The sequence below is a fragment of the Varibaculum sp. C0165D1 genome (assembly GCF_056590355.1).
This window is the reverse complement of the sequence record NZ_JBWPVY010000002.1, coordinates 1-22102: the sequence shown is the minus strand read 5'-3', so window position 1 is coordinate 22102 and position 22102 is coordinate 1. Positions and strand designations below refer to the sequence as shown.

15 protein-coding genes and 1 CRISPR repeat array are annotated in these 22102 nt (G+C 53.2%); of the genes, 14 read left to right on the top strand and 1 reads right to left on the bottom strand.

Annotated elements, in window-relative coordinates:
* The first annotated feature begins 8 nt into the window (after nt 1-8).
* The 6 genes from AC1EKS_RS02740 (at nt 9) to AC1EKS_RS02715 (ending at nt 6473) form a co-directional block, all read left to right on the top strand.
* Nucleotides 9-308 carry a hypothetical protein gene (locus AC1EKS_RS02740; RefSeq protein WP_481008718.1) on the top strand — a complete coding sequence of 100 codons (300 nt, stop codon included), beginning with the start codon at nt 9-11 and terminating at the stop codon, nt 306-308.
* 545 nt (nt 309-853) lie between these two features.
* Nucleotides 854-1798: a uridine-preferring nucleoside hydrolase UriH gene (uriH, locus tag AC1EKS_RS02735; protein WP_481008717.1), complete on the top strand. Its 945-nt coding sequence runs from the start codon at nt 854-856 to the stop codon at nt 1796-1798.
* Complete coding sequence (gene uriT / locus AC1EKS_RS02730; RefSeq protein WP_481008716.1) at nt 1798-3195, top strand: uridine transporter UriT; 1398 nt, start codon at nt 1798-1800, stop codon at nt 3193-3195. Before uriH ends, uriT begins: the two co-directional genes overlap by 1 nt.
* Before the next feature lie 28 nt (nt 3196-3223).
* Complete coding sequence (locus AC1EKS_RS02725) at nt 3224-4216, top strand: LacI family DNA-binding transcriptional regulator (protein ID WP_481008715.1); 993 nt, start codon at nt 3224-3226, stop codon at nt 4214-4216.
* Nucleotides 4217-4239: 23 nt separating this feature from the next.
* Nucleotides 4240-5211, top strand: a complete 972-nt coding sequence (locus AC1EKS_RS02720) for a ribokinase (protein WP_481008714.1) — start codon at nt 4240-4242, stop codon at nt 5209-5211.
* Nucleotides 5212-5720: 509 nt separating this feature from the next.
* On the top strand, nt 5721-6473 hold the full coding sequence (locus AC1EKS_RS02715) for a VIT1/CCC1 transporter family protein (RefSeq protein ID WP_481008713.1): 753 nt from the start codon (nt 5721-5723) through the stop codon (nt 6471-6473).
* A 207-nt stretch (nt 6474-6680) separates the two neighbouring features.
* Here AC1EKS_RS02715 and AC1EKS_RS02710 read toward each other — a convergent pair whose 3' ends face one another.
* A complete protein-coding gene (locus AC1EKS_RS02710) occupies nt 6681-9185 on the bottom strand; it encodes a DUF4143 domain-containing protein (RefSeq protein ID WP_481008712.1) in 2505 nt (834 codons plus the stop codon).
* 230 nt (nt 9186-9415) lie between these two features.
* On the opposite strand from AC1EKS_RS02710, the gene cas3 reads away from it, so the two are divergent.
* From cas3 to cas2e, 8 genes are all read left to right on the top strand, one after another.
* On the top strand, nt 9416-12466 hold the full coding sequence (cas3, locus tag AC1EKS_RS02705; RefSeq protein ID WP_481008711.1) for a CRISPR-associated helicase Cas3': 3051 nt from the start codon (nt 9416-9418) through the stop codon (nt 12464-12466).
* Between the two features lie 132 nt (nt 12467-12598).
* Entirely contained in the window at nt 12599-14329 is a 1731-nt protein-coding gene (gene casA / locus AC1EKS_RS02700) for a type I-E CRISPR-associated protein Cse1/CasA (protein ID WP_481008710.1), read from the top strand.
* Nucleotides 14322-14954 carry a type I-E CRISPR-associated protein Cse2/CasB gene (casB, locus tag AC1EKS_RS02695; protein ID WP_481008709.1) on the top strand — a complete coding sequence of 211 codons (633 nt, stop codon included), beginning with the start codon at nt 14322-14324 and terminating at the stop codon, nt 14952-14954. Before casA ends, casB begins: the two co-directional genes overlap by 8 nt.
* 11 nt (nt 14955-14965) lie before the next feature.
* Nucleotides 14966-16108, top strand: a complete 1143-nt coding sequence (gene cas7e, locus AC1EKS_RS02690; RefSeq protein ID WP_481008708.1) for a type I-E CRISPR-associated protein Cas7/Cse4/CasC — start codon at nt 14966-14968, stop codon at nt 16106-16108.
* Nucleotides 16109-16110: 2 nt separating this feature from the next.
* Nucleotides 16111-16881: a type I-E CRISPR-associated protein Cas5/CasD gene (cas5e, locus tag AC1EKS_RS02685; protein WP_481008707.1), complete on the top strand. Its 771-nt coding sequence runs from the start codon at nt 16111-16113 to the stop codon at nt 16879-16881.
* Nucleotides 16878-17585 (top strand): type I-E CRISPR-associated protein Cas6/Cse3/CasE, encoded by a 708-nt coding sequence (gene cas6e, locus AC1EKS_RS02680; RefSeq protein ID WP_481008706.1) that lies wholly within the window; start codon nt 16878-16880, stop codon nt 17583-17585. The genes cas5e and cas6e overlap by 4 nt, the downstream gene beginning before the upstream one ends.
* A gap of 7 nt (nt 17586-17592) precedes the next feature.
* A complete protein-coding gene (gene cas1e / locus AC1EKS_RS02675) occupies nt 17593-18549 on the top strand; it encodes a type I-E CRISPR-associated endonuclease Cas1e (RefSeq protein ID WP_481008705.1) in 957 nt (318 codons plus the stop codon).
* Nucleotides 18549-18953, top strand: coding sequence for a type I-E CRISPR-associated endoribonuclease Cas2e (cas2e, locus tag AC1EKS_RS02670; RefSeq protein ID WP_481008704.1), 405 nt, complete (start codon nt 18549-18551; stop codon nt 18951-18953). Before cas1e ends, cas2e begins: the two co-directional genes overlap by 1 nt.
* Before the next feature lie 71 nt (nt 18954-19024).
* Nucleotides 19025-22042: direct repeats of the CRISPR family, unit length 29 nt; unit sequence AAGTGCCCCGCACCTGCGGGGATGATCCC.
* Nucleotides 22043-22102 lie beyond the last annotated feature (60 nt).

Genomic DNA, 22102 nt, shown 5'->3' with positions numbered 1-22102 from the left:
TAATAGAAATGAAACGAAAGATTCACATTTACGATATTCGAGTTATTTGTGGTCTGGTACTGGGCATTATCGGACTTTTCCTGATCATTTGCGGTCTGGTGATTGAGCCCGCCACGGTTCCGGACTATGTGGCAAATAAGCTAGACGGAATCAACAACACCCCGATCAACGCCAATATGTATTCCGGGGTAGGGCTGTTCGTTACTGCCTTAGTTTTCTTGGCCTGGACTTGGTTTAGCCCCAGCGCTGGCATGGGCCATCCAGACGAGGAAAACAAGCGTAGCGGCAAAGAGAAGCAAGAGGCCTAGCCGAGGGCTACGCCAATAGAATTTGCTGCCCGTGCGGGGTCGTAAGGTGTCGCTGTTAGCTTCCACGACCCGGCACGGGCAGCGATTTTTCCTCCCGCCCAAGAATTCGGAAAAAGACCGCAGGCATTTTCCGAATTCTTGGGCCCACCGCACCTGCTCGGATAAAACCGCTGCCCGCGCTAACTCTGCGTCCTCGTACGTTGTTTACCGGCCGCGACCCTGCCGTAGCAGCGATTTTTTCTCCTGTCCAGAGCCCGGAAAATACCAAAGGTATTTTCCGGGCTCTAAGCTTGCCGCGCCTGCTCGGATAAAACCGCTACCTGTGCCGACTTAGAAACAAAAAACATCTGTTGGCGGCTGCGATCCTGGGCGGGTGAAAGTTCGCGTGCACCCTCTTTATGAGATGCGCCTAGACGCACTCTTTAGATGAGCGTTAAAAAGTAGGAAATTTCCTAAAAACTCTTGTGGCTCCACGATCCTTGTGCTAGTTTCAAGTTACGCAAACGTTTGCGTAACGATTTAGTAATCGCTCAAAGGAGACAAAGATGTCGCGAAAAATTATCCTGGACTGCGATCCCGGTCATGACGATGCCATTGCCATGCTGCTTGCCCACGCCAACCCCGAGATCGAACTACTGGCTGTAACTACCGTTGGTGGAAACCAAACACTAGCGAAGGTCACCAATAATGCTCAGCGGATAGCCACCGTTTACGGTATGCAGGGCGTGCCCATCGCCGCCGGTTGCGATCGTCCTCTGGTTCGCAAGGCCGAGGTTGCACCGGAGCAACACGGAGAATCTGGCTTAGATGGGGTAGAACTTCCAGAACCGCAGCCGCTGGTTGACCAGCATGCAGTCGACCTGATCATCGACACTATTATGAGCCACGAGCCCGGCGAAATCACTCTGGTTCCCACTGGCCCGCTCACCAATATCGCGATGGCAGTGCGTAAGGAACCGCGCATCGTAGAACGCGTACGCGAAGTCGTCCTCATGGGCGGGGGGTACCACGTAGGTAACTGGTCGGCAGTTGCCGAATTCAACATTAAGGTGGATCCTGAGGCCGCCCATATTGTATTCAATGAGCCGTGGGAAGTAGTAATGGTGGGCTTAGATTTGACCCACCAGGCACTGGCTACCGATGAAATCACCGCGAAGATCCAAGATCTTGGCGGCCCGGTTGCCCAGTTTGTACTGGATCTATTCGTGTTCTTCAGCAAAGCCTATCAAGATTCACAAGGCTTTGACTTCCCGCCGGTACACGACCCCTGTACCGTTGCCTATCTAATCGACCCCTCCATCGTAGAAACTGTGCGGGTACCCATCGACATTGAGCTACACGGGGAGCTGACCGTGGGGATGACGGTAGCCGACTTTAGGGAACCGGCTGGGGAAGATTGCCACACCAAGGCGGCTACCCACCTGGATTTTGACCGTTTCTGGGATCTGGTTATCGACTCTATCGATCGCGTCCAGAAAGGTGATGCCTAATGAACAAAGTGCGTTCCGTAGGCGCGGTGATGACCGCGCTACTGGTGGCGTGTTTCGCTTTCCAGTTAAATGCTTCAATGCTTTCACCTGCCCTGGTGCTCATGGAAAAAGAACTCCACACCACTGCAGCGATGATTGGTCTAACCCAGACGGTGTTCTTTACGGCAGCCGCCCTCTTCAGTCTGTTCCTGCCGCGGCTAGGAGACATGATTGGGCGCCGCAAGCTGCTAACCGCCATGATGTTACTGACTGCTCTGGGGTGTGTGATCTCGGCTTTGGCGGGAGTTACCGGTTCAGTCGCCCTATTATTCATTGGTCGCACTATCCAAGGCGTGGCCGGTCCGACCGTCCCCCTGTGTCTAATCATGTTGCGGGTAGCGGTACCAGATCCCAAACGCTACGGCACCCTCATGGGGGTTATCACCGCAATTAATGGTGGTATTGCCGGTGTCGATGCTATCGCTGGCGGCTGGTTAGCTAAGAATTTCGGGTTTGCCTCAGTGTTCTGGACGATGGCGGTAATCGCGGTAATCGCGGCAGTAGCAGTACGTTTCCTAACCGATGAATCCACTGTCAATCAACCGCAGCCTATGGATTGGCTAGGTACGCTCTACCTGGTAGTGGCAGTCGGGGCGGCGCTGACCGCCATCAATGAGATTGCCAAACTACAAGATGCCAACTGGCTGCTGGTAATCGGGCTAATAGTAGGCGCCGCAATATTTTTCATGCTTTTCTGGCGCCAAGAAGGCAATACCGAACATCCGCTTGTCACCCGGCACTACCTGCGTTCGCGCAGCACCTGGGCATTGCTGCTGACTACCGTACTCACAATGACCGGTATTTTCGCGATCATGAACGGGATTGTGCCCTCTATTGCCCAAGACACCAAGTTTGGGGCGGGGCTAGGCGCGGATGTGGTATCTTTCTGGACCCTCACGCCCTACGCGCTCGCCGGTCTAGTGATGGGGCCGGTCGCGGGCACCTTTGCGGGACGCTTCGGCTATCGAAAAGTACTGCGTTACGGCCTCATCGGAGCGCTCATTTCCCTAGCGATATTGGCATTTACCATGAACGGCGCTGCCGCCTGGATATTGCTGCTGGTATCTATACTCGCAGGTCTAACCTATGCCGGTACCGTGAATATCATGCTCAACGGGCTAGGGATTGTGCTCTCGCCCTCCGATAATCCCGGTTACCTACCCGGGCTTAACGCGGGAGCTTTCAACCTGGGGGCAGGTATTTCCTTCGCGGTGCTCTATGCGGTGATGACTTCTCTAGGTGGAGGCTACGGCGGTCATCTAGGGGCTATTATCGCTGGTGGAATCCTGCTGGTTTTGGCTTTAGGAACCTCATTCCTGATTCCGAAGGCAGCTGGAGAAGGCGAAACCGTAAGCTAAGACGCGAGATATCGTACGGGGGAACGCGATGACTACTATTAGACAGATCGCCGAAAAACTAGGCGTGAACGTGTCTACGGTCTCGCGTTCCCTCAACGATTCCCCTACGATTCCTGAGAGTACTAAGGAACGGGTACGTCAGATGGCGGACCAGCTTGGTTATCGCAAAGACGTGAGAGCCGCGTCGATGCGCGCCGGGAAAAGCCTACTCATCGGGGTGGTAGTGGGGGATATCGTTAACCCCTTCTTCGCGCAACTTGCCGACCGAATCGAACGGCAAACCAGAGCGAAGGGTTACCAGATAATGCTGGGTAACGGGGGAGAAGAACCACATGCGCAAACAGATGTAGTAGCGACTATGCTTTCGCAGAATATCGATGGGTTGTTGCTTACTCCCGCCGGAAAACCGACCTCGAAATTGCTTTCCTATATTCAGGAAGTGCCAACGGTGGCGGTCGACCGCAAAATTGCTGGAGCCGAGATTGACAGTGTCGGCTGCGATTTTAGCCAGGCAGTAGCGCAGCTCGCTGCGCATTTCGCTGGCAACGGTTATAAATCCGTGGCAGTGCTATCTGGTCCGGAGTCAACCAGCACCGGGGACTTGCGGCAGAAAATGCTGCGCGCGGCGCTCGCGGATGCGGGGATTATCGAGGTGCAGGCTTATTCGACCCCATTTCAAGAGGCCGGAGGAGACGCGGCGATAAAACAGGTACTGGCAAAAAAGGCACCAGATGCTCTGGTGTGTGCCTCTGGGGTGATCACTTTGGGGGCGATGCTGGCCTTAAAAGCAAACGGGATTCGCCCCGGGGTAGATATCGGAATTGCCACCTTTGACCGTCTAAACTGGTTAGAGGCGATGACGCCTCCGGTGACCATGATAGATACTGAAATTACTGAGATGGCCGATCTGGCTGTGACCTTGTTACTCGAAAGAATAGCTGGTAAAAGCGGTAAGCCAGTAGAAAAGAACGCTACCGCGAAACTGCTGGTGCGGGACTCAACCCCAAAATTAGCAAAATAAAATTTTACGAATTGTGAGGAAATATGAACCAGACGAAAGACATTGCGCTAACTGCGCAGACAGTGCTGGATGCTATAGGAGCGCCAGTTACAGTGGTGGGATCGATCAATGCCGATTTGACCGTAGAAACCGAGCGGCTACCAGGCCCTGGAGAAACCGTTATCGGCGGTCCCCTGGTGACTTTGCCGGGAGGTAAATCCGCTAATCAGGCGGTTACTTGCGCCCTTTTGGAGGCGAAAACGAAGCTTATCGGAGCGCTTGGCAATGACGGGTATGGCGACCTCTTAATGGCCTCTCTGAAAAGTGCCGGCGTAGATACTAGCGGGGTGAAACGCCGCGAAGGATCATCGGGATCAACCCTGATCACTGTGGACGCGGCGGGAGAAAACACTATCGTTTACTCAGCCGGGACAAACGCACTGGTGAATGCGGATCTAGTTCGGGAAGAAAGCAAGTTGATAACCTCGGCGAAAACCCTGGGGCTGTGCCTGGAGGCTCCGATGGACGCGGTTGAGGAAGCAGCTCGAATCGCACACGAGGCGGGCGTTAAGGTAGTGCTGAACTTTTCGCCCATAACCCAGGTGCCTGATTCTCTCCTAAAACTAGTTGATGTGTTGATTGTTAACCAACACGAGCTGGCGGTACTAAGTGGCCGGGAAATAGACGTTGAAAACCTTGATCAGTTGCGGGAGGCGGTTGATTCACTAGGAATGACACAGGTAGTGCTGACTTTGGGTGGTCACGGCTCGCTGGTGCTAGATAATGGTGAGGTGACCCGGATCCCGATTTTCCCAGTGGATACGGTAGATACCACCGGAGCAGGGGATTCTTTCATGGGGTCTTTGCTTTCGGCGCTGGCTGCCGGTTGCACACTGGCCGATGGTGCCTGCTTGGCCGCCGCGGTTTCCTCCCTGGCTACTACCAAGGTGGGCGCGCAAGCCTCATATCGGGGAGCCCCCGCAGTGCGGAATTTCCTGGAGAATTGGGAAGCGTAAGTCAGTCCCTGCGTACGGGTTCATTACTGTAGCCTTCAAGGGCGTTGCGTATTTGCGACCCTGATATTTTAGGCAGAACGATTTGCGCAAGACACCCCTTTCGTTAATCCTGTAATTTTGTGGTTAAAAAGGCGGTGTTTGTGCCGGTTACAGGGTGTTTCCTCTGGTTGGTCAATGCAAATTTTAACTAAGGTTAGCCCTACTTTCCTTCGTTAGATACGGCAGAAAATCCATTTACGGACAGATCCTGGCAGCTAACGCGTTGATGTAGGGGATTGACCCCGCCGCACGATTTCCTCTTTCATTTTTCTAGAACGCGAGCCCGGAAGCCCAGAATTTTCATTTGGTCCGCCTTGCCTTAGAGAACGCGCCTACTGCACCTAACCTTTAGCAGCGCCCCCTTCATATCCCCATTTTTTCGCACTCGAAAAGTCTTAGCTTGTTATTCTGACCGCGTAGTCAGAAAGATAGCTGGAAAGCTAAAACTTGCAGATAAATGGGGGTGTCGAATGAGCTTGGTAGGGGAAAGAATTCTCGGTACTTATTCCGGCGCGCACGAGCGTGACGAGCATGCTGACGAAAGCGTAAAGACGGCCTCCAAGCTGAATTGGTTGCGTGCCGGGGTGCTGGGCGCTAATGACGGCATCGTTTCTACTGCGGGGGTAGTAGTCGGGGTGGCCGCTGTGGATCCGCTAAATAACGTGGCAATCTTTACTGCCGGGATGGCAGCAGTGGTCGCCGGAGCTATTTCCATGGCGGCAGGCGAATACGTGTCTGTCTCTACCCAAAAGGATACTGAGAAAGCGCTGGTGCAAAAGGAGCGCAGCCGGCTGGCAAAAGATCCCGAGGGGGAGCTAGCGGGTTTGATTAAAGTCTACGAAGATAAGGGTCTGTCAACTGCGACTGCCCGTTTGGTAGCGAAAGAGTATTCCGCAATTGACCCGGTAGCGGCACAGGTAGAGGCTCGCTATTCTATCGATTCGGAAGAGTTCGTTAACCCCTGGAACGCGGCATTTTCTTCGGCGTTTTCCTTTGTCTTAGGCGCAGTCTTGCCGATGCTGGCGATCCTACTGTTCCCTCCGGCTTCCAAGTTTGTCACCACTTTCCTTTTCACGCTGGTGGCGCTAGGTCTAGCAGGTTACACCTCGGCATGGCTCTCAGAAGCTCCCCGAGAACGCGCAGTGGTCAGGGTAATTATCGGCGGCGCCCTCGCCATGCTGATTACTGGCGCAGTCGGTCACCTGGTGGGTCTTACGCTGTAAAAGGGCTGCCCAGCTTGTAGTTACAGGGTCTGGATTTATCCCTGTTTCCCCGCGATCTTTGCCGTGCAAAAAACCTGAGCTAAAACAGTAGCGGACTAACTCATTGCCCCTTTGCAAGCAGCGGGAAACCCGTACGCTTTAGTTGTTGCTTTCTTAGGTTTATGGTCACCGTATTCACTTGATTAATCAAGTATCGGGTGGCGCGTCTTATTTCCGGGACTGGTTTGCGTAGGCGCGCAGGGCGTCGACTTCGGTGTTGATGCTTTCCAGGGTGCGAAGCGCCGCCATAATTGACTGTTCTGTGGGGCGGAGGAGTCGGGAGATTCGTCCAAGTAAGGGCAACACCTGCTTCAAGGTATCCAGTTCCGGCACGCGAGTTTGGGTAGCAAGCTGTTCCAGGGAGATGCTGAGGTCTTGTAAAAGATCCTCTTCCCCGATTTTTGACAGGTCTTTGCCTATTTCTATGGAACCATTAATTCGCTCTCTAATCATTTCCCAGTCGTGGGTTAGTTTAGAAGCTGCATCTTCCAGACGATTTGCTTGCGGATCCAAAAGGCGGGCGTGCTTAGCTATGATGGCGGGTTTAAATTCTCCGACGGTAATGGCTTCGATACTTTGGTTTAACTGGTCACCTAAGGTGTCTAGTTCTTTGCCAAATGTTTCTGCGTCTGCATTGAAGGTTTCAGAGACTTCCTTTATTCCTTCCAAGATCTCTTCAAGGGTAATGCGGGTTTGGGGTTCGTCGGGTTTTTGTCTGGTTTGCAAGGCAGCGGTAGTTGCCGCGAGTTCTTGCCTGGATTCAACTGTCTGTTGCAGGCTAGTCGAGATTTTGTCAGCCACTTCGTCTAGCACCTGTCGGTTCTCAGACCTAAGGTCTGTAACGCTGACTTCTTCATACTGGTAGCTTTGAAGTTTTTTCCATAGAGAATCTTGTTGCAATGCTTGAGGAATAGCTTGAATGAGTATGGGAAGAATGGCCTTATATTTGGCTTTTTCGGCTGCAATTGCAAATCTCTCAACTTCTTCGCGGCAATCAGAGGATTTGAGGTAACGAGGGCTGACAAAGCTCAGTAGGAACGCGGTCGTCTCCAGTTCAGACCTCAGGACTTTTTTCCATGATTGCCCCCATTTCACGTCACTGTCTGTAAAGATGCTAAGGGTTTCGCCGGTTTTCATTTCGTATTGATCAGCAATTTTTTCAACCAGTTTAAGCAATCCACCGTATACGGTTTCGTTGTCGGCATGCGCGTAGCTAACAAATATAGTTGCGGCCGGGGACTCGGTGCCAGTTTTTTGTCCGGGGGAGAGGATCACTTCGGTTGGTTTCAAACTTATTCTTTCTACAAGGGATTTATTTTGGGAAGCTAACACCCTAGGTTTTTTACCTAGCTCTTCTGGTGAGGGCGCAGGGTAATCTCCCAAGAGCTGGTAAGGGATTGCCCACATACCATCCTCAATTTTCTTTACTCGTTCGCAAGTACAAACTACAAAACCTCTGCGAAATTTTCTCCCGACCTTGCCGCATTCCTCACGGAAACGGCGTAAGCCGCGAAAAGCTGAACTTTTAGGAGTGCTGGTGAGTTTGACTTCCACACCCACTGCCCCAGAAGTGTCATTTAACAGAACTAGGTCTACCTCGTCATCACGATTCCCCGTCCGCACACGCCAATACCCCAACTGGTAGCTGGTGCTTGCCCAGCCAATCTCCGCTCTGATCTGATTAGCAACCCAGTTCTCCAAGACCTGGCCGGCGGTAGCAGGGAAAGAAGAAATATCATGCCCGCGGCGCGATAAGGACTCGCAAACCGTGGAGGTGTCCACTGCGTGCATTTTTGGAGCTCCCCGCCCCACACTCGCCGCCGAGCCTCGAAAGTTAGCCAAACTATATACCAAAAAGCGTTCTGTTAAAATATCTAGATAACGCCCCACTGTACGAACATCCATCTTTAGCTCGTTGGCTAAACGATCTTTGTTTAAAATGCCACCAGGATATGCTAGGAGCGCGTCAAGGAGCGCTCTCGCCCGCAAAATATCGACAGCCTGACCCGGGACTAACTCGCGCCCCAGTGACATCTCATTTTCGGAAAGAACCTGCTGGTTCAGCTGAGCTAGATTAACTATTCCGGGATTCGCTCCCGGAATGCATAACGAGGGCATCCCCCCATAACGCAATACAGCAATCAAATCCGCATCGGAAGAAACAAAACTTTGCTCAGCTGCCGAGGCCCAATCCCCGTGAAACAACGCATCAACCAGGGAATAACCGTCCAAGAGGGAACGTCCAGTAAGCTCACTAGCGGAAAATGGCAGCAGTTCAAAGCGCTGTGCTCTTCCTGCTAGCCAATCCGCCTCTCCCTGGCGAGCCCGCCCAATACCGGCCGAGCCGCATAGAATGAAACGGTGTTTATCCTCGACCGGGTCTACAACTGACTTCACGTGCTGGGTCACGTCGGGCAAAAGTTGCGCCTCATCAATAACGCTATACTTCGGCAAACGTGACAACCATTCCTGCGGGTCACGCTTTGCGGCGCGCAAAGATTCTCTATCCGTAGAAAAACTGAAATACTCCGGTCTTTCCCCGTTAGCTAACGTAAGATTCTGTAGCAACGTGGTCTTTCCCACCGCACGTCGTCCCTCTAAAATCTGTACCGGCAGACCAGAGCTAGCTGCCAACCGGTTAGCCAAGCCTCTGGGGAAAAAAATACCGCTCATGTATTAAATAATACATTTAATACGTAAAAAAAACTACATGGAGAGTAGTTTTCTAGTTATTTTCAGATAGGGACTTATTTATCTTTCCCTGGGTGAGCGCGGGCGCTACCTGCGATCTGATTTAATTTACTTCCTTACGCGAGCCACGGAGATGGTATGACCGTTGCAGCGGTCAAAGGATAGGTTATAAAACCCGAGATATTCGCCCTCCTAAGGGGTTTACTAAAAGAGTGGTCTCAGATTTTTTTCTTTCCGAAACGGCGTTGTCAATTTGGGCAAAAACTAATTTTTGGCATTCGGCTCCTCCCGAGGACGTAGGTAAGCAATGGTTGCCGCTCGCTGTGCATATGGCAGATTCGGGAGAAGTTGCCGAACTAGTATGGGATAAATATCTGTCCCCTCGACAGCGGAAGATATTGGTAGAGCCGTTACTGCGGGTAGAGGGGATTAACGAACCTTCTGAGAAAGCTTTAGCCTTACTAAAGCTAATCGTGGGCGCGCATGACATTGGGAAATGCTCGCCTATGTTCCTTACCCAGAACACCGAACTTTATGAACGGATATTTAAAAATAACGATTCCCCTCGTAAATACCAGCGGGCAGAGAAACTGCGCGGAGATAGCCCACACTCTTGGATAGGCGAAATAGCGTTTGAAAGATGGCTAGAATCGCGCTGGAATCCGGAAAACCGATCCAAGAGAAGTGCCAAACAACTGGGATCGATAATCGGTGCTCACCACGGGCGTCCGGTGTCTTGGCAGCGACATCGTGATATGGCGAATCCCAATCTTCATGCGGTGGTTAGCGGCGATGACAGCTGGAGGCGGGTCCGCCGGGAGCTACTAGAATGGTGGATGAACTGGACTGGCAGCCAAGAGGTTGTAGATCAGTGCCAGGGCCTGAATTTCCCAACTACCTGGCAAAGCCTGGTGGCAGGCATTACCGTGATGGCAGACTGGATCTCCTCAAATCAAGAACTTTTTCCGCTGGTTGGTTGGGATGATTTGTATCCGAAAAGGCTACTAGTTCCTGAGCGTCATCGCCAGCGGACAGAAACTGCTTGGTCGAAGCTGCATTTACCGCCCTCCTGGCAGCCGGAAATACTATCTCAAGATCCCGATGAGCTGTTGCAAACCCTATTCGGTTTAGGCTCTGATGCTCATGCTCGCCCCGCGCAGGTGGCAGCCGTAGAAGCCGCTGAAAAAATTACGCTACCCGGCATGATGATAATTGAGGAAGTTATGGGCGCGGGGAAGACCGAGGCGGCGTTAATGGCGGCCACCATCTTGGCTAAGCGGGCGGGAACTTCCGGGGTTTTGATAGCCCTGCCTACGAAAGCTACTACGGACGCGATGTTTACTCGGGTAGTTGCATGGGCACAAGCTTCTGCAAAGACCGGTTTTAGCCTAAAACTGCAGCACGGAAACGCGGCTTTGAACAGTGCGTATAAGAAACTCCAATACGGAAGAATCGCCAGTGCCGGCAATGCGGTTTCCCCGGGAGAGAGCTCTTCCATGGGTATTGATGAAGAGTCTGGTCACAGCAGGCAGTCGGCAGTAGTGCATCGCTGGTTTAGCAAGAAAGCCGCCCTGCTGGCCTCGGTAGTGGTATGTACAGTGGATCATTTGCTGTTTTCGGCATTGCAAACCAAACACGTGAGTTTACGGCATCTGGGGATTAGCGACAAAGTTGTCATTATTGACGAGGTGCACAGCTACGATGTCTACACCAGCCAATTCCTGAAGAGAACCGTGCAATGGCTGGGGGCGTTCGGGGTTCCGGTAATTGCTTTATCGGCTACTCTCACCCGGAGAGCGCGCGAAGAGCTGTTTGCAGCCTATGAAAAAGGGCAAGAGTTGAAGCAAGCTGCTAGAGAGAAGGACAAAGTTTCGGAACCGTTTGATGGTTCGGTATTTCCGGCGATGCGGAAACCGGTAGGCGTGGGAGGAAAACAAGTCGCAGCGCAAGCCAAAGGGGAAGGGGCGGGTTCGTCCTCGCAAACGCCCATATATCCAGCGCTTTCTTATTCAGATGCGCCAGGAGTTCAAGTTCGCCCTCTGCCGGTATTAGCTACCAAAGAGATCGAAGTGGAGCATTGGGAGGGGGATGCTGGGCTGGTCGCAGATCTTCAAACGCGACTCCAAAATGGGGGATGTGCCCTGGTGGTTCGCAATACGGTCGCTAATGCGCAACTTACCTATGAAACTTTGCGGGGTATATTCGGGGAGGATGTGCGTTTGGTGCATTCGCGTTTCACCCAGCAAGATCGCCAAGATAACGACGAATGGCTGGTGCGTACCTTTGGAAAACCCGGAAAATCTCGCCGACCTAAGCGGGCAATCGTGGTGGGAACCCAGGTTGTTGAGCAAAGTTTAGATATTGATTTCGATGTTCTTTACAGCGATTTGGCGCCGATTGACCTGCTGTTTCAGCGTATGGGACGGGTGCATCGTCACGAGAGGGATATTCGCCCTCTTCCGGTTGCCCAGCCGCATTGCATCCTAATGGGCGTACCCGGCAAGCAGGATTCAAAGCCGCAAGTAGATCCGGGCTCTAGCTATGTTTACGACGAGGACGTGCTGCTGCGAACTGCGGCTTATGTTCTTGATAGGGAGGACGCGGGGGAGGTCTGGCGGATTCCTGAAGATATCGGGACGGCGGTGGCTGCTGTCTATGAGGAAAGCGTGGTCACCCCCGATTTATGGAGCGATACCTTAGAGCGGACAAAGAAGAAAAAGGAAGATAAAGCGCTTTCTAAAACCGAGGGCGCAGCTATGGGACTGTTAGCTCCGCCGACTAATAGTGCTACCGCTTCCTTGATTGGCTGGCTTGGCGGCGATAATCCGGATGGTGATCCCGATGAAATGGGAATCGTTGGGGTTCGTGATGGCGATTCCGGAGTGGAAGTGCTGCTGGTAGAACAGCGCGGAGAAAACATTGGGACGATTCCTACTGATCGCCACCCAGAATCTCGAGAAATCGATTTACAAGAATTGCCGAGCGGAGCGCTGCGCGAGCGGATAATGCGGTCTTTAGTGTCTATACCTTCCATGCGCCTGCGGGTGAAAGACCGAGGTCTTGAGGAGGTCATTGATGAATTCGTTCACGAGCTGGAAAAGGAAACTCGTGACCTGGGGGTCAATTGGGAAAAAGATTATATGCTGCGAGGCCAAGTAATCTTGCCACTGCAGGGTGGGGAATACCGAACTGGGTCTGGGAAAACTATTTCCTACCGGAGAGACGTGGGTTTGCAAATTTTTGATACTGATTCCGGTATGTGAATCTGCGTTTTATGCGAATTTCGCATAAAAATGCGAAATTAACGCAAAATCAATAGCGAATCTCCAAATGTGGTTAGCCTTTTAATAAGAACCTACAAGTGAACCAAAGACTGCTTCAGAGGAGGAGGGGTAATGACTGAAAAATCAAAGTTTAACCTACTTGATGAGCCCTGGATTTACGTTACGTTCGATGATGGAAAGCGTCAGATGCTGTCGCTTCAGGATTGTTTTTCGCGCTCGCCTGAGATTCGGAGAATATCTTTTGGACAGGACGCCGTAAGTTTCGCGGTGCTTAGAATCATGGTGGCGATCATGCAGCGAACGCTGTATGTTGCCAGCACTGCTAATTGCGGGTGGGATGCGACGGCGTGGCAGCAGGCTCATGAAAATTCTAAAGAAACCTTGAGGTTAGTAAGGCAATACCTCGATGTCTGGAAAGATAGATTTTTTCTATTTGACCCTGATTACCCATTTTTTCAGCATCCCAAGATTAAAAAGATAGACGGTAGTCATTTTGGGGTACGTAAATTTCTCTCGGATGTGCCAGATAATAACTTACTTTTCACCATGCGTATAGGTACGGAATTGGAAAGGATAAGCTATCCCGAGGCAGCTGCGCAGCTTATACACTTGCAAGCTTACGTTCCTTCTGGAAATTTGCCGGCAGCTGAAGGAGATGAAAGAAGAAACGATAAGAATTTAGTGCCCCCTATTGGTACCGGTTGGGTAGGTGCGCAAGGTGGGGTTTATGTAGAAGGGGAAACTCTATTTTCAACTCTGATGCTGAATACCCTTGCTATCGGACTTCCCGGGGAACAAAGCGAGGAAGCTCAGGCTACTGGAATTGTTGCTACCAATCCGGAAAAAGATTTTCCTGCCTGGGAACGTGAAGAACAACCGATAGGGCAACGGGCAGAAATCTATCCCCAGGGGCTGGCCGATATGCTCACTTGGCAATCTAGGAGGGTAAGGCTGATTGATGACGGTAACTCAGTAATCGGGGTGGTGCTTTGCCAGGGAGATCGACTAGGAGAAAAGGAAACTTCCGCACTTGCTAACGCGCAGATCCGAGAACCTATGGGAGCTTGGCGATTCTCTAAGACTCAAACCAGGAAAAATAAACGGGTAACTTATATGCCGCTTGAGCATGATCCGAGCCGTGCACTGTGGAGAGGATTGACATCCCTGTTACCCGAGTTTCCTGGGAAACCTGTAACCTACAAAAATACTCAGGTAGCAGCAAGCCTGCCGCCAGCAGTCGTGCGTTGGCTGGGATGGTTGCTATCAAACGGCTATCTGCCGGAATCGGCAACATACCGCTTGCGTTCTTGCGGGTACGTGTATGGCTCCAACAAATCATTTTTCGAGGAAGTGGTCAGTGATTACCTTGTTCTTCCCTCTCGTCTTTTGACCGGCCAAGACCGAAAATCCTTGTACTTAGTGAAAACCGGGATGGAACTGCTTGATGAGTTAGCTAGTGCGCTTGCCAGGTTAGCGGAGAATCTACAGCGTGCCACTGGCGCTAAAGACAATAAGGAAAAGGGTAAGGATGCTTTCCTGGCGACTCGGACAGCGCGGGAGCGCTTCTATTCCGAGATTGATGAAGAGTTCAGAGCCTGGATTATAGGGACAGGGGCAGCAAATAATGACCTTCATTCGTTGTGGGAATCTGGTTATGGGATAGCAAAGAAAATGGAGGTTGAATTGCTTGCTGCGGTACCTGGTACAGCCATGAAGGGGCGAGTAAATGAAAAAAAGGAGATTATCGATTTCCCTAGCTGTATCAACCGGTTTGATTTAGATGTTAGAAAAGTAAAACGAACAATGGCGGTATCGCTTGAAGGAGAGGAAACACATGAGTGATATAGCGCAAAAGGATGAATCGAATAAGAGCCAGTACAACGAATTGGGGTGGCTGGTACTAAAACGGGTGGAGTTCTTGCAGCAGAGGTATTTAAACGATTTGCCGCAAGCTCGTGCCGATTTGGCTGAGCTACGCAAGGCATCTCAAGACCTCTATGTTTTCCCACCCTCGGTGTGGCACCTAGTGGATCTCCCAGAAGCAGGCAATAATTCCTCTTCAGATTTGTTGACCGCCAAGGAGCAGGCAATTCGCGGGGCTTTATGGCTATATGCTCGCCATCAGCGAGGCAGAACCACCCCCATGCATCAACGGGGGGTAAACCTGGGAGAAGCAGTCTCTAGGTTGGCATGGCTGGAAGGCATGGATAACGAGAAAGCGGTGCGGCGTCATTTCGACGCCGCGGTTATGTCCACAACTTTTTCCGGGTTTTTCAACCATTTAAAAGGGCTAATCGGTCAGCTGGGATCAACTCGTGCCGCGATTGCTATTGACTACGGGCTGCTGGCGCAAGACCTTTATCGCTTCGCAATCCCCGGGGGTAGACAAAAAGTTACCCTCTCCTGGGCGAGAGGCTACGCCCGACAAAAAACCGAAAAATCAGAAACCAACTCACAGACCAAATAAAGGAGATTATCATGACTAGCTTTATCGATTTTCATATTCTGCAAAACGTTCCCCCATCCTGCGTAAACCGAGATGATTCCGGAAGCCCCAAGACTGCAACTTTTGGAGGACAACGCCGGGCACGAGTTTCCTCGCAGTGTTGGAAACGGGAGACTAGGCAAGTCTTTGGCGACTTCCTCAACCAAGATGAGCTAGGCTATCGGACCAATCGGATTGTGGATTTGCTGGCTGAACAGATAGCGGCGCAAAACCCAGATCTGGAACCGGAGTCTGCGAAACTGGCGGTCGACGTATTTAAAGCGCTGGGAATCAAGCTAAAAGCCCCCCGCGCAAAGAAAAATGCCGAGGAAGAGATCGGTAATGATGTTTCCACCTACTTGGTGTTCCTATCCTCCTTACAGCTGCGACAACTGGCAGAATACGCGGTAGATAAAGCTGCTAACGACGAAAAGCCAAAGAAACGGGAAATTGAAAAGCTGTTGAATCGGAATCACTCTGTAGATTTGGCTCTGTTTGGTCGCATGGTAGCTGATGACGCATCAGTGAATGTCGATGCCTCCTGCCAGGTAGCACACGCTATTTCTACCCACAGCGTAGAAAACGAATTCGATTTCTTCACCGCAGTTGATGACGTAAAGTCCCAAGATCAAGCGGAAACCGATGCGGGAGCGGGAATGATGGGAACGGTCGAGTTTAATTCCTCAACGCTCTATCGATACGCCACTATCAATCTGGATATGCTGCGGGAAAACCTGGGGAGTGACGATGCCACGGTTCGGGCAGTTGATGCGTTCGCCCAGGCATTTGTTAAAGCCATGCCCACCGGTAAACAAAACACTTTTGCTAATCGCACGCTACCGGAAGCAATCTACGTTTCCGTGCGTGATGATCAGCCAGTTTCTCTGGTAGGCGCGTTCGAGAACGCGGTTACCTCCCGGGAAGATACTGGATTCTTGGCGCCCTCCGTGTCTCGGCTAGTAAAAGAGGCAGCTGATATCGAGGATGCATACGGGGTCAAGCCTCATGCCCAGTTCACCTGCGGGGTCGGGGACTCGCGGGAGCAGCTTCGGCAAATCCAAGAACCAGTGGCGTTCCCTCAGTTAGTTTCGGATTTAGACAACCTGGTGACTGAACTGCTTGCCAAAGGTGAATAGTCATGAAGAATATGCTTTTGACCCTCAAAGGTCCGATGCAGTCATGGGGGACTTCATCTCGATTTACTAAACGAAGGACCTCCTCAGAACCCTCCAAAAGTGGGATCATCGGTCTACTAGCGGCAGCGCAAGGACGCCGCCGGGTGGATCCTGTTGAGGATTTAGTAGACCTGAAAATGGCGGTTCGCATCGATCAACCGGGAACTCGGGAACGGGATTTTCATACCACCCATTCCTTTGATGGCGAGACTTCCTATCCTCTGTCTGACCGCTATTACCTGGCAGACGCGGTATTTGTCGTTGGGCTTAGCGGGGAAACCAGCCTGATTGAAGCCCTTAATGATGCCTTGGTTAAACCAAAATTTCCGCTGTATTTAGGGCGAAGGGCGTTTCCTCCTATGACTCCTATCCGGCCAAAGCTGTCAGAAGGTAATCTGGTAGATGAACTTGCTGCTTACCCCTGGCAGGCAGCCGCGTGGTATCAAAAGAAAATATCACGGAAAACTGACTGGTTGTCCTCTTCACCCCTCGACCTCGAAAATGGAAAAGTAAGTTTAGAGGTAGTTGCAGATCTGGATTTACTACCGGCGGAGCGGCGTGAAGACTGTATTTTTGACCAAGTGCACGATGTTCCGCTCAGTTTCAATTCCCGTTATCGCCAATATGAATGGCGTGACGTAGTTAGGTGGAAATGCGAGGTGGAGACCGATATCGCAGCTACCGAAACCGAGCCATCGTTCTTAACCACCCACAATCCGGGAGGTATGTGGTGAGCGAATATTATCTTGCACGGTGTGCCTTAAACCCTCGGAGACGGGGAGCTGCCAGGTTGCTCGCCTCCATGGAGCGGATGCACGCTGCCATCTTGCAGAACTGTTTCCATGAATCCCAATGGGAGGGAGGGGAACCACCGCGGATTCTCTGGCGTTTGGATCGACACCAAAAAGGCTACTACCTTTATATTCAGTCTCCGGTGCGACCAGATTTAACCCAACTTGCCGAGGAGGCAGGGTGGCCAGAAATAGCGTCCTCGTACGGAGTGAAAAGCTATCAGCATTTCTTAGAGCAACTCGCGGAGGGAAGCAGTTGGAACTTTAGGCTAGTGGCAACTCCTACCCGAGCAGTGAAAGCTGAAGGGGAGAAGCACTCTAAGCGGATTCCAATCGTTAGGGATGAAGACCGCATTAATTGGTTGGCATCTAGAGCAGAGGGTTGGGGGTTCGAGATTCCTCAGGTGTCTGCCGATCCGAGCGCTGGCGAAGCAGCTGATTTGGCGGTGGCAATCGTGGAAAAAGAGCGCATCCGTTTTCAGCGAGGAAAATCGGGTAAACCGGGATCTTTAGTTACCTTGAACCGGATAGCATTCGAAGGAATTCTGACTGTAAAAGATCCTGAGCTGTTGCGCAGCGCCATGCTAAATGGTTTAGGAGCAGCGAAGGCGTACGGATGCGGCCTGCTAACCCTAGCTCCTAGGTAGGTTAGTAATGAGCGGTGGCCTCGCAAATAAGCCCGTCCCTCGGCAATCACTGCCGCGGGTGGAAGACCGCTGGTCATTCCTCTATGCGGAACGCTGTATCGTTCACCGTGCAGAAAATGCTCTGACCCTGCGGGATGAACAGGGTACGGTGCATGTCCCGGCAGCAACGATATCAGCGTTGCTGCTGGGGCCAGGGTCTACGGTGTCTCACCAGGCGATGAGCCTATTAGGGGAGTCCGGGGTAAGCGTGGTCTGGGTTGGCGAAAACGGGGTGCGCTTCTATGCTAGTGGGCGCAGCTTGGCTGACTCGAATGTCTTGCTGCAGCTGCAAGCGCACTGCTCGTCCTCGCAAAATGAAAGAATCAAAGTTGCCCGGGCAATGTACCAAATGCGTTTTGGGGATGAGGACGTGGAAGGGCTGTCCATGCGGCAGTTGCGGGGTCGGGAGGGGCACCGCATGAAAATGCTCTACCGACGGTGCGCAGATGAATATAGAGTTCCCTGGGCGGGCAGAGTGTTTGATTCCCAAGATTTTCAGGCAAGCGATCCGGTGAATCAAGCGCTTTCTGCTGGTAACGCCACTTTATATGGAATTGCGCATGCGGTCATCTGTGCTCTCGGTTGTTCGCCGGGACTCGGAATAGTGCATACCGGCCATTCGCGTTCGTTTGTGTTTGATATCGCGGATCTTTACAAGGCGGAATTTGTAATCCCGTTAGCGTTCCAGATTGTTTCCGAGGGGGAGCAGGATGTTGCTACCAGAATGCGGATTAAGCTGCGCGACCGGGTTTTTCGAGAAGGACTGCTGAAACGGTGCGCGCAAGATATTATCTTCTTGCTTACCGGAGAGCGGGACGCGTCCGTTGATGTTAAGGAGAACCGGATTCGCCTGTGGGATTACTATCAAGGAAATGTTGAGGGCGGCTCTAATTATGCAGCCGAGACGGGGGAAGCTCCGTTTTGATGGTTTTAATCTTGACGGCTTGCCCGCCGGGGCTGCGCGGACATATAACTCGCTGGTTGTTAGAGGCGTCCCCGGGAGTTTTCGTGGGAAGATTATCTGCCCGGGTAAGGGAGAATCTATGGGATTTGGTGGTTGCGGAGCGGAAACAGGGTAAAGCGCTGCTGATATATAACACCAATAATGAGCAGGGTTATGCCTTGCGCTCGGCTGGGCATAAATGGAATCCAGTTGAACTCGAAGGAATGACTTTGCTGCAGCATCCGGAGCGAATTAGGTCTGATAGTCAGACAGGGGAGGGGCGCAATCGAGGACCAGGCTGGCAGCAAGAGGTATCCAAAGGTAACGAAGGCTACGGGTGGTCAATAGCTGCCAGGCGCCGGAAAATGCGTAGGCGTAAACCCTAATATCTTCGGTAACTACCTATAGGATGGCTATAGGAGCGGATATTTTGGATCGATATCCCAGCTCATCGAGTAAGTGCCCCGCACCTGCGGGGATGATCCCCCAAGAACATGAACGGATCTGGCACGCAGTTGAAGTGCCCCGCACCTGCGGGGATGATCCGTTGACTTTATCGAAAGCCAAACCGGAAAAACTAAGTGCCCCGCACCTGCGGGGATGATCCCAAATGGAGTTAACCAAGATTGACCCCGAAAAAAAGTGCCCCGCACCTGCGGGGATGATCCGATACTGCTTGGCTTGCTGAGGTCGATTCTACGAAGTGCCCCGCACCTGCGGGGATGATCCCCCGATTATTACCCGGGCGTTTACCGCCTCTATAAGTGCCCCGCACCTGCGGGGATGATCCCTGCGGGGGTCTAGCGCGTTATAGATTTTAGCGAAGTGCCCCGCACCTGCGGGGATGATCCCTTTCGGGGCCATAGCGTCCAGACCGTTAATAAAAGTGCCCCGCACCTGCGGGGATGATCCCCGCCGGGGCGCCCACTTCAGTTCTTATCTCATAAGTGCCCCGCACCTGCGGGGATGATCCCAAAAGGTTATTAGGGTAGGGACGCCATGGGAAAAGTGCCCCGCACCTGCGGGGATGATCCCCCGGATAGTGTCATACATGGAGTCAAACTCAGAAGTGCCCCGCACCTGCGGGGATGATCCCGTTGCGGCCCCGGTAGACGTGGAGGATTACCCAAGTGCCCCGCACCTGCGGGGATGATCCCCGCAAACGATCCGAAGCGCGAATATCCTTTAAAAGTGCCCCGCACCTGCGGGGATGATCCTGGACCGGGCAAACCTAAAGATTAACTGCCGCGAAGTGCCCCGCACCTGCGGGGATGATCCGGCGAGCGCGATCCCATCGAGCGCTACGGCGTCAAGTGCCCCGCACCTGCGGGGATGATCCCTGCCAAAGCCTGCTAGCCCCGTTTACTGCACCAAGTGCCCCGCACCTGCGGGGATGATCCGGAAAATAAGCTAGACAAGATTGAGCTGGAAGAAAGTGCCCCGCACCTGCGGGGATGATCCTAAATCGTGTGTGCCGGCGTAGGCATGGGAGGCAAGTGCCCCGCACCTGCGGGGATGATCCCTGGTCGATTTGGGGTTTATGTTCTTTTAGCTTAAGTGCCCCGCACCTGCGGGGATGATCCGTAATCTACACGGACGGGCGCAGCGAATCTTACAAGTGCCCCGCACCTGCGGGGATGATCCCTTTAGCTATCTCAGCAGGAAGGCCCGCAAGTAAAGTGCCCCGCACCTGCGGGGATGATCCGGGAAAAAGTCCCGGCCACCTGGAGAAAGGTCTAAGTGCCCCGCACCTGCGGGGATGATCCCGCTGGGTTAAAGAGCTAACCCAAGACCTCACCAAGTGCCCCGCACCTGCGGGGATGATCCCCGTTTATCTGTCTCCACTGGATTCACCAGCCCAAGTGCCCCGCACCTGCGGGGATGATCCCGACTTAGACGCCGCTTCACTATTGCCCGCCCAAAGTGCCCCGCACCTGCGGGGATGATCCCCTCTGCGCCGATTGGCGCGGGGGTATTTGTATAAGTGCCCCGCACCTGCGGGGATGATCCCGGCCGTTCGGAATGGCGCGTTAATGACTTACCAAGTGCCCCGCACCTGCGGGGATGATCCCGTATATCCCCGCAAAGGCGGGGCAATGCACAGAAGTGCCCCGCACCTGCGGGGATGATCCCAAGCCCGGCTCTAAAAGTCATGACCTTAACCAAAGTGCCCCGCACCTGCGGGGATGATCCCGCAGGATGCTACTATTCAAGACCCCACTACTAAAGTGCCCCGCACCTGCGGGGATGATCCGGCGGTGCATGGTTTAGGCTGTGCATTGCCCCGAAGTGCCCCGCACCTGCGGGGATGATCCTGAGTTAAAGCGGCGAGGGATAGCCGCGATTTAAAGTGCCCCGCACCTGCGGGGATGATCCGAGCCTCAGACCTGGCAAGAACGCGCCGCCGACAAGTGCCCCGCACCTGCGGGGATGATCCCCCTTGACCATGTGCAAGCGCGGGCGCTCGGTGAAGTGCCCCGCACCTGCGGGGATGATCCCAAAAGGCTAACCGGATCCGCCCGCCCGCCCGCAAGTGCCCCGCACCTGCGGGGATGATCCCGCGGTTTAGGTGCGTCTAGGGTTTCCCCCGCGAAGTGCCCCGCACCTGCGGGGATGATCCCAGACTGAGGGCATGATGAAAGCCGCCCTCAACAAGTGCCCCGCACCTGCGGGGATGATCCCTTGCCTGATGGGTCTATATACATTTCTGCTACAAGTGCCCCGCACCTGCGGGGATGATCCCTGGCGGACCAGCTTCACATAGTTCTAGCCAAAAAGTGCCCCGCACCTGCGGGGATGATCCCGCTACCCAGCTTTCTAGCGTCTACCGCGCTATAAGTGCCCCGCACCTGCGGGGATGATCCCGCTACCCAGCTTTCTAGCGTCTACCGCGCTATAAGTGCCCCGCACCTGCGGGGATGATCCCATCACGGACAAGCCAGGCACGACCACCAGTAAAAGTGCCCCGCACCTGCGGGGATGATCCCGAGATAATCTCTAACACTGATCTAGCTACCGGAAGTGCCCCGCACCTGCGGGGATGATCCCCTGGCTGATGCTGGGCGTAGACGCTTGGAGACAAGTGCCCCGCACCTGCGGGGATGATCCCGAACAATAACGGTAGCTTTACTGCCGGTTGCGAAGTGCCCCGCACCTGCGGGGATGATCCCGCGATCTGCCAGCTAGAGACGCTAGAGAAAGAAAGTGCCCCGCACCTGCGGGGATGATCCCGCTCAATCAATGAATTAATTTTCATGGGCGCTAAGTGCCCCGCACCTGCGGGGATGATCCCGCAGGATGCTACTATTCAAGACCCCACTACTAAAGTGCCCCGCACCTGCGGGGATGATCCCCGTCTTTATCTCGCTCGCTAGCAGACAAAAAGAAGTGCCCCGCACCTGCGGGGATGATCCCTTTGATTGGCCGATTATGAATGTTCCGGGTTCAAGTGCCCCGCACCTGCGGGGATGATCCCCCCTCTTTTGGTGCGAGGGTGGCAGCGGTAGCAAGTGCCCCGCACCTGCGGGGATGATCC

Coding starts and splice junctions, on each gene's coding strand:
- cas1e (WP_481008705.1), top strand. CDS start 17,593: ATGAGCGGTGGCCTCGCAAATAAGCCCGTCCCTCGGCAATCACTGCCG.
- AC1EKS_RS02710 (WP_481008712.1), bottom strand. CDS start 9,185: ATGAGCGGTATTTTTTTCCCCAGAGGCTTGGCTAACCGGTTGGCAGCT.
- AC1EKS_RS02720 (WP_481008714.1), top strand. CDS start 4,240: ATGAACCAGACGAAAGACATTGCGCTAACTGCGCAGACAGTGCTGGAT.
- uriH (WP_481008717.1), top strand. CDS start 854: ATGTCGCGAAAAATTATCCTGGACTGCGATCCCGGTCATGACGATGCC.
- casA (WP_481008710.1), top strand. CDS start 12,599: ATGACTGAAAAATCAAAGTTTAACCTACTTGATGAGCCCTGGATTTAC.
- AC1EKS_RS02715 (WP_481008713.1), top strand. CDS start 5,721: ATGAGCTTGGTAGGGGAAAGAATTCTCGGTACTTATTCCGGCGCGCAC.
- uriT (WP_481008716.1), top strand. CDS start 1,798: ATGAACAAAGTGCGTTCCGTAGGCGCGGTGATGACCGCGCTACTGGTG.
- AC1EKS_RS02725 (WP_481008715.1), top strand. CDS start 3,224: ATGACTACTATTAGACAGATCGCCGAAAAACTAGGCGTGAACGTGTCT.
- casB (WP_481008709.1), top strand. CDS start 14,322: ATGAGTGATATAGCGCAAAAGGATGAATCGAATAAGAGCCAGTACAAC.
- cas7e (WP_481008708.1), top strand. CDS start 14,966: ATGACTAGCTTTATCGATTTTCATATTCTGCAAAACGTTCCCCCATCC.
- cas5e (WP_481008707.1), top strand. CDS start 16,111: ATGAAGAATATGCTTTTGACCCTCAAAGGTCCGATGCAGTCATGGGGG.
- cas2e (WP_481008704.1), top strand. CDS start 18,549: ATGGTTTTAATCTTGACGGCTTGCCCGCCGGGGCTGCGCGGACATATA.
- AC1EKS_RS02740 (WP_481008718.1), top strand. CDS start 9: ATGAAACGAAAGATTCACATTTACGATATTCGAGTTATTTGTGGTCTG.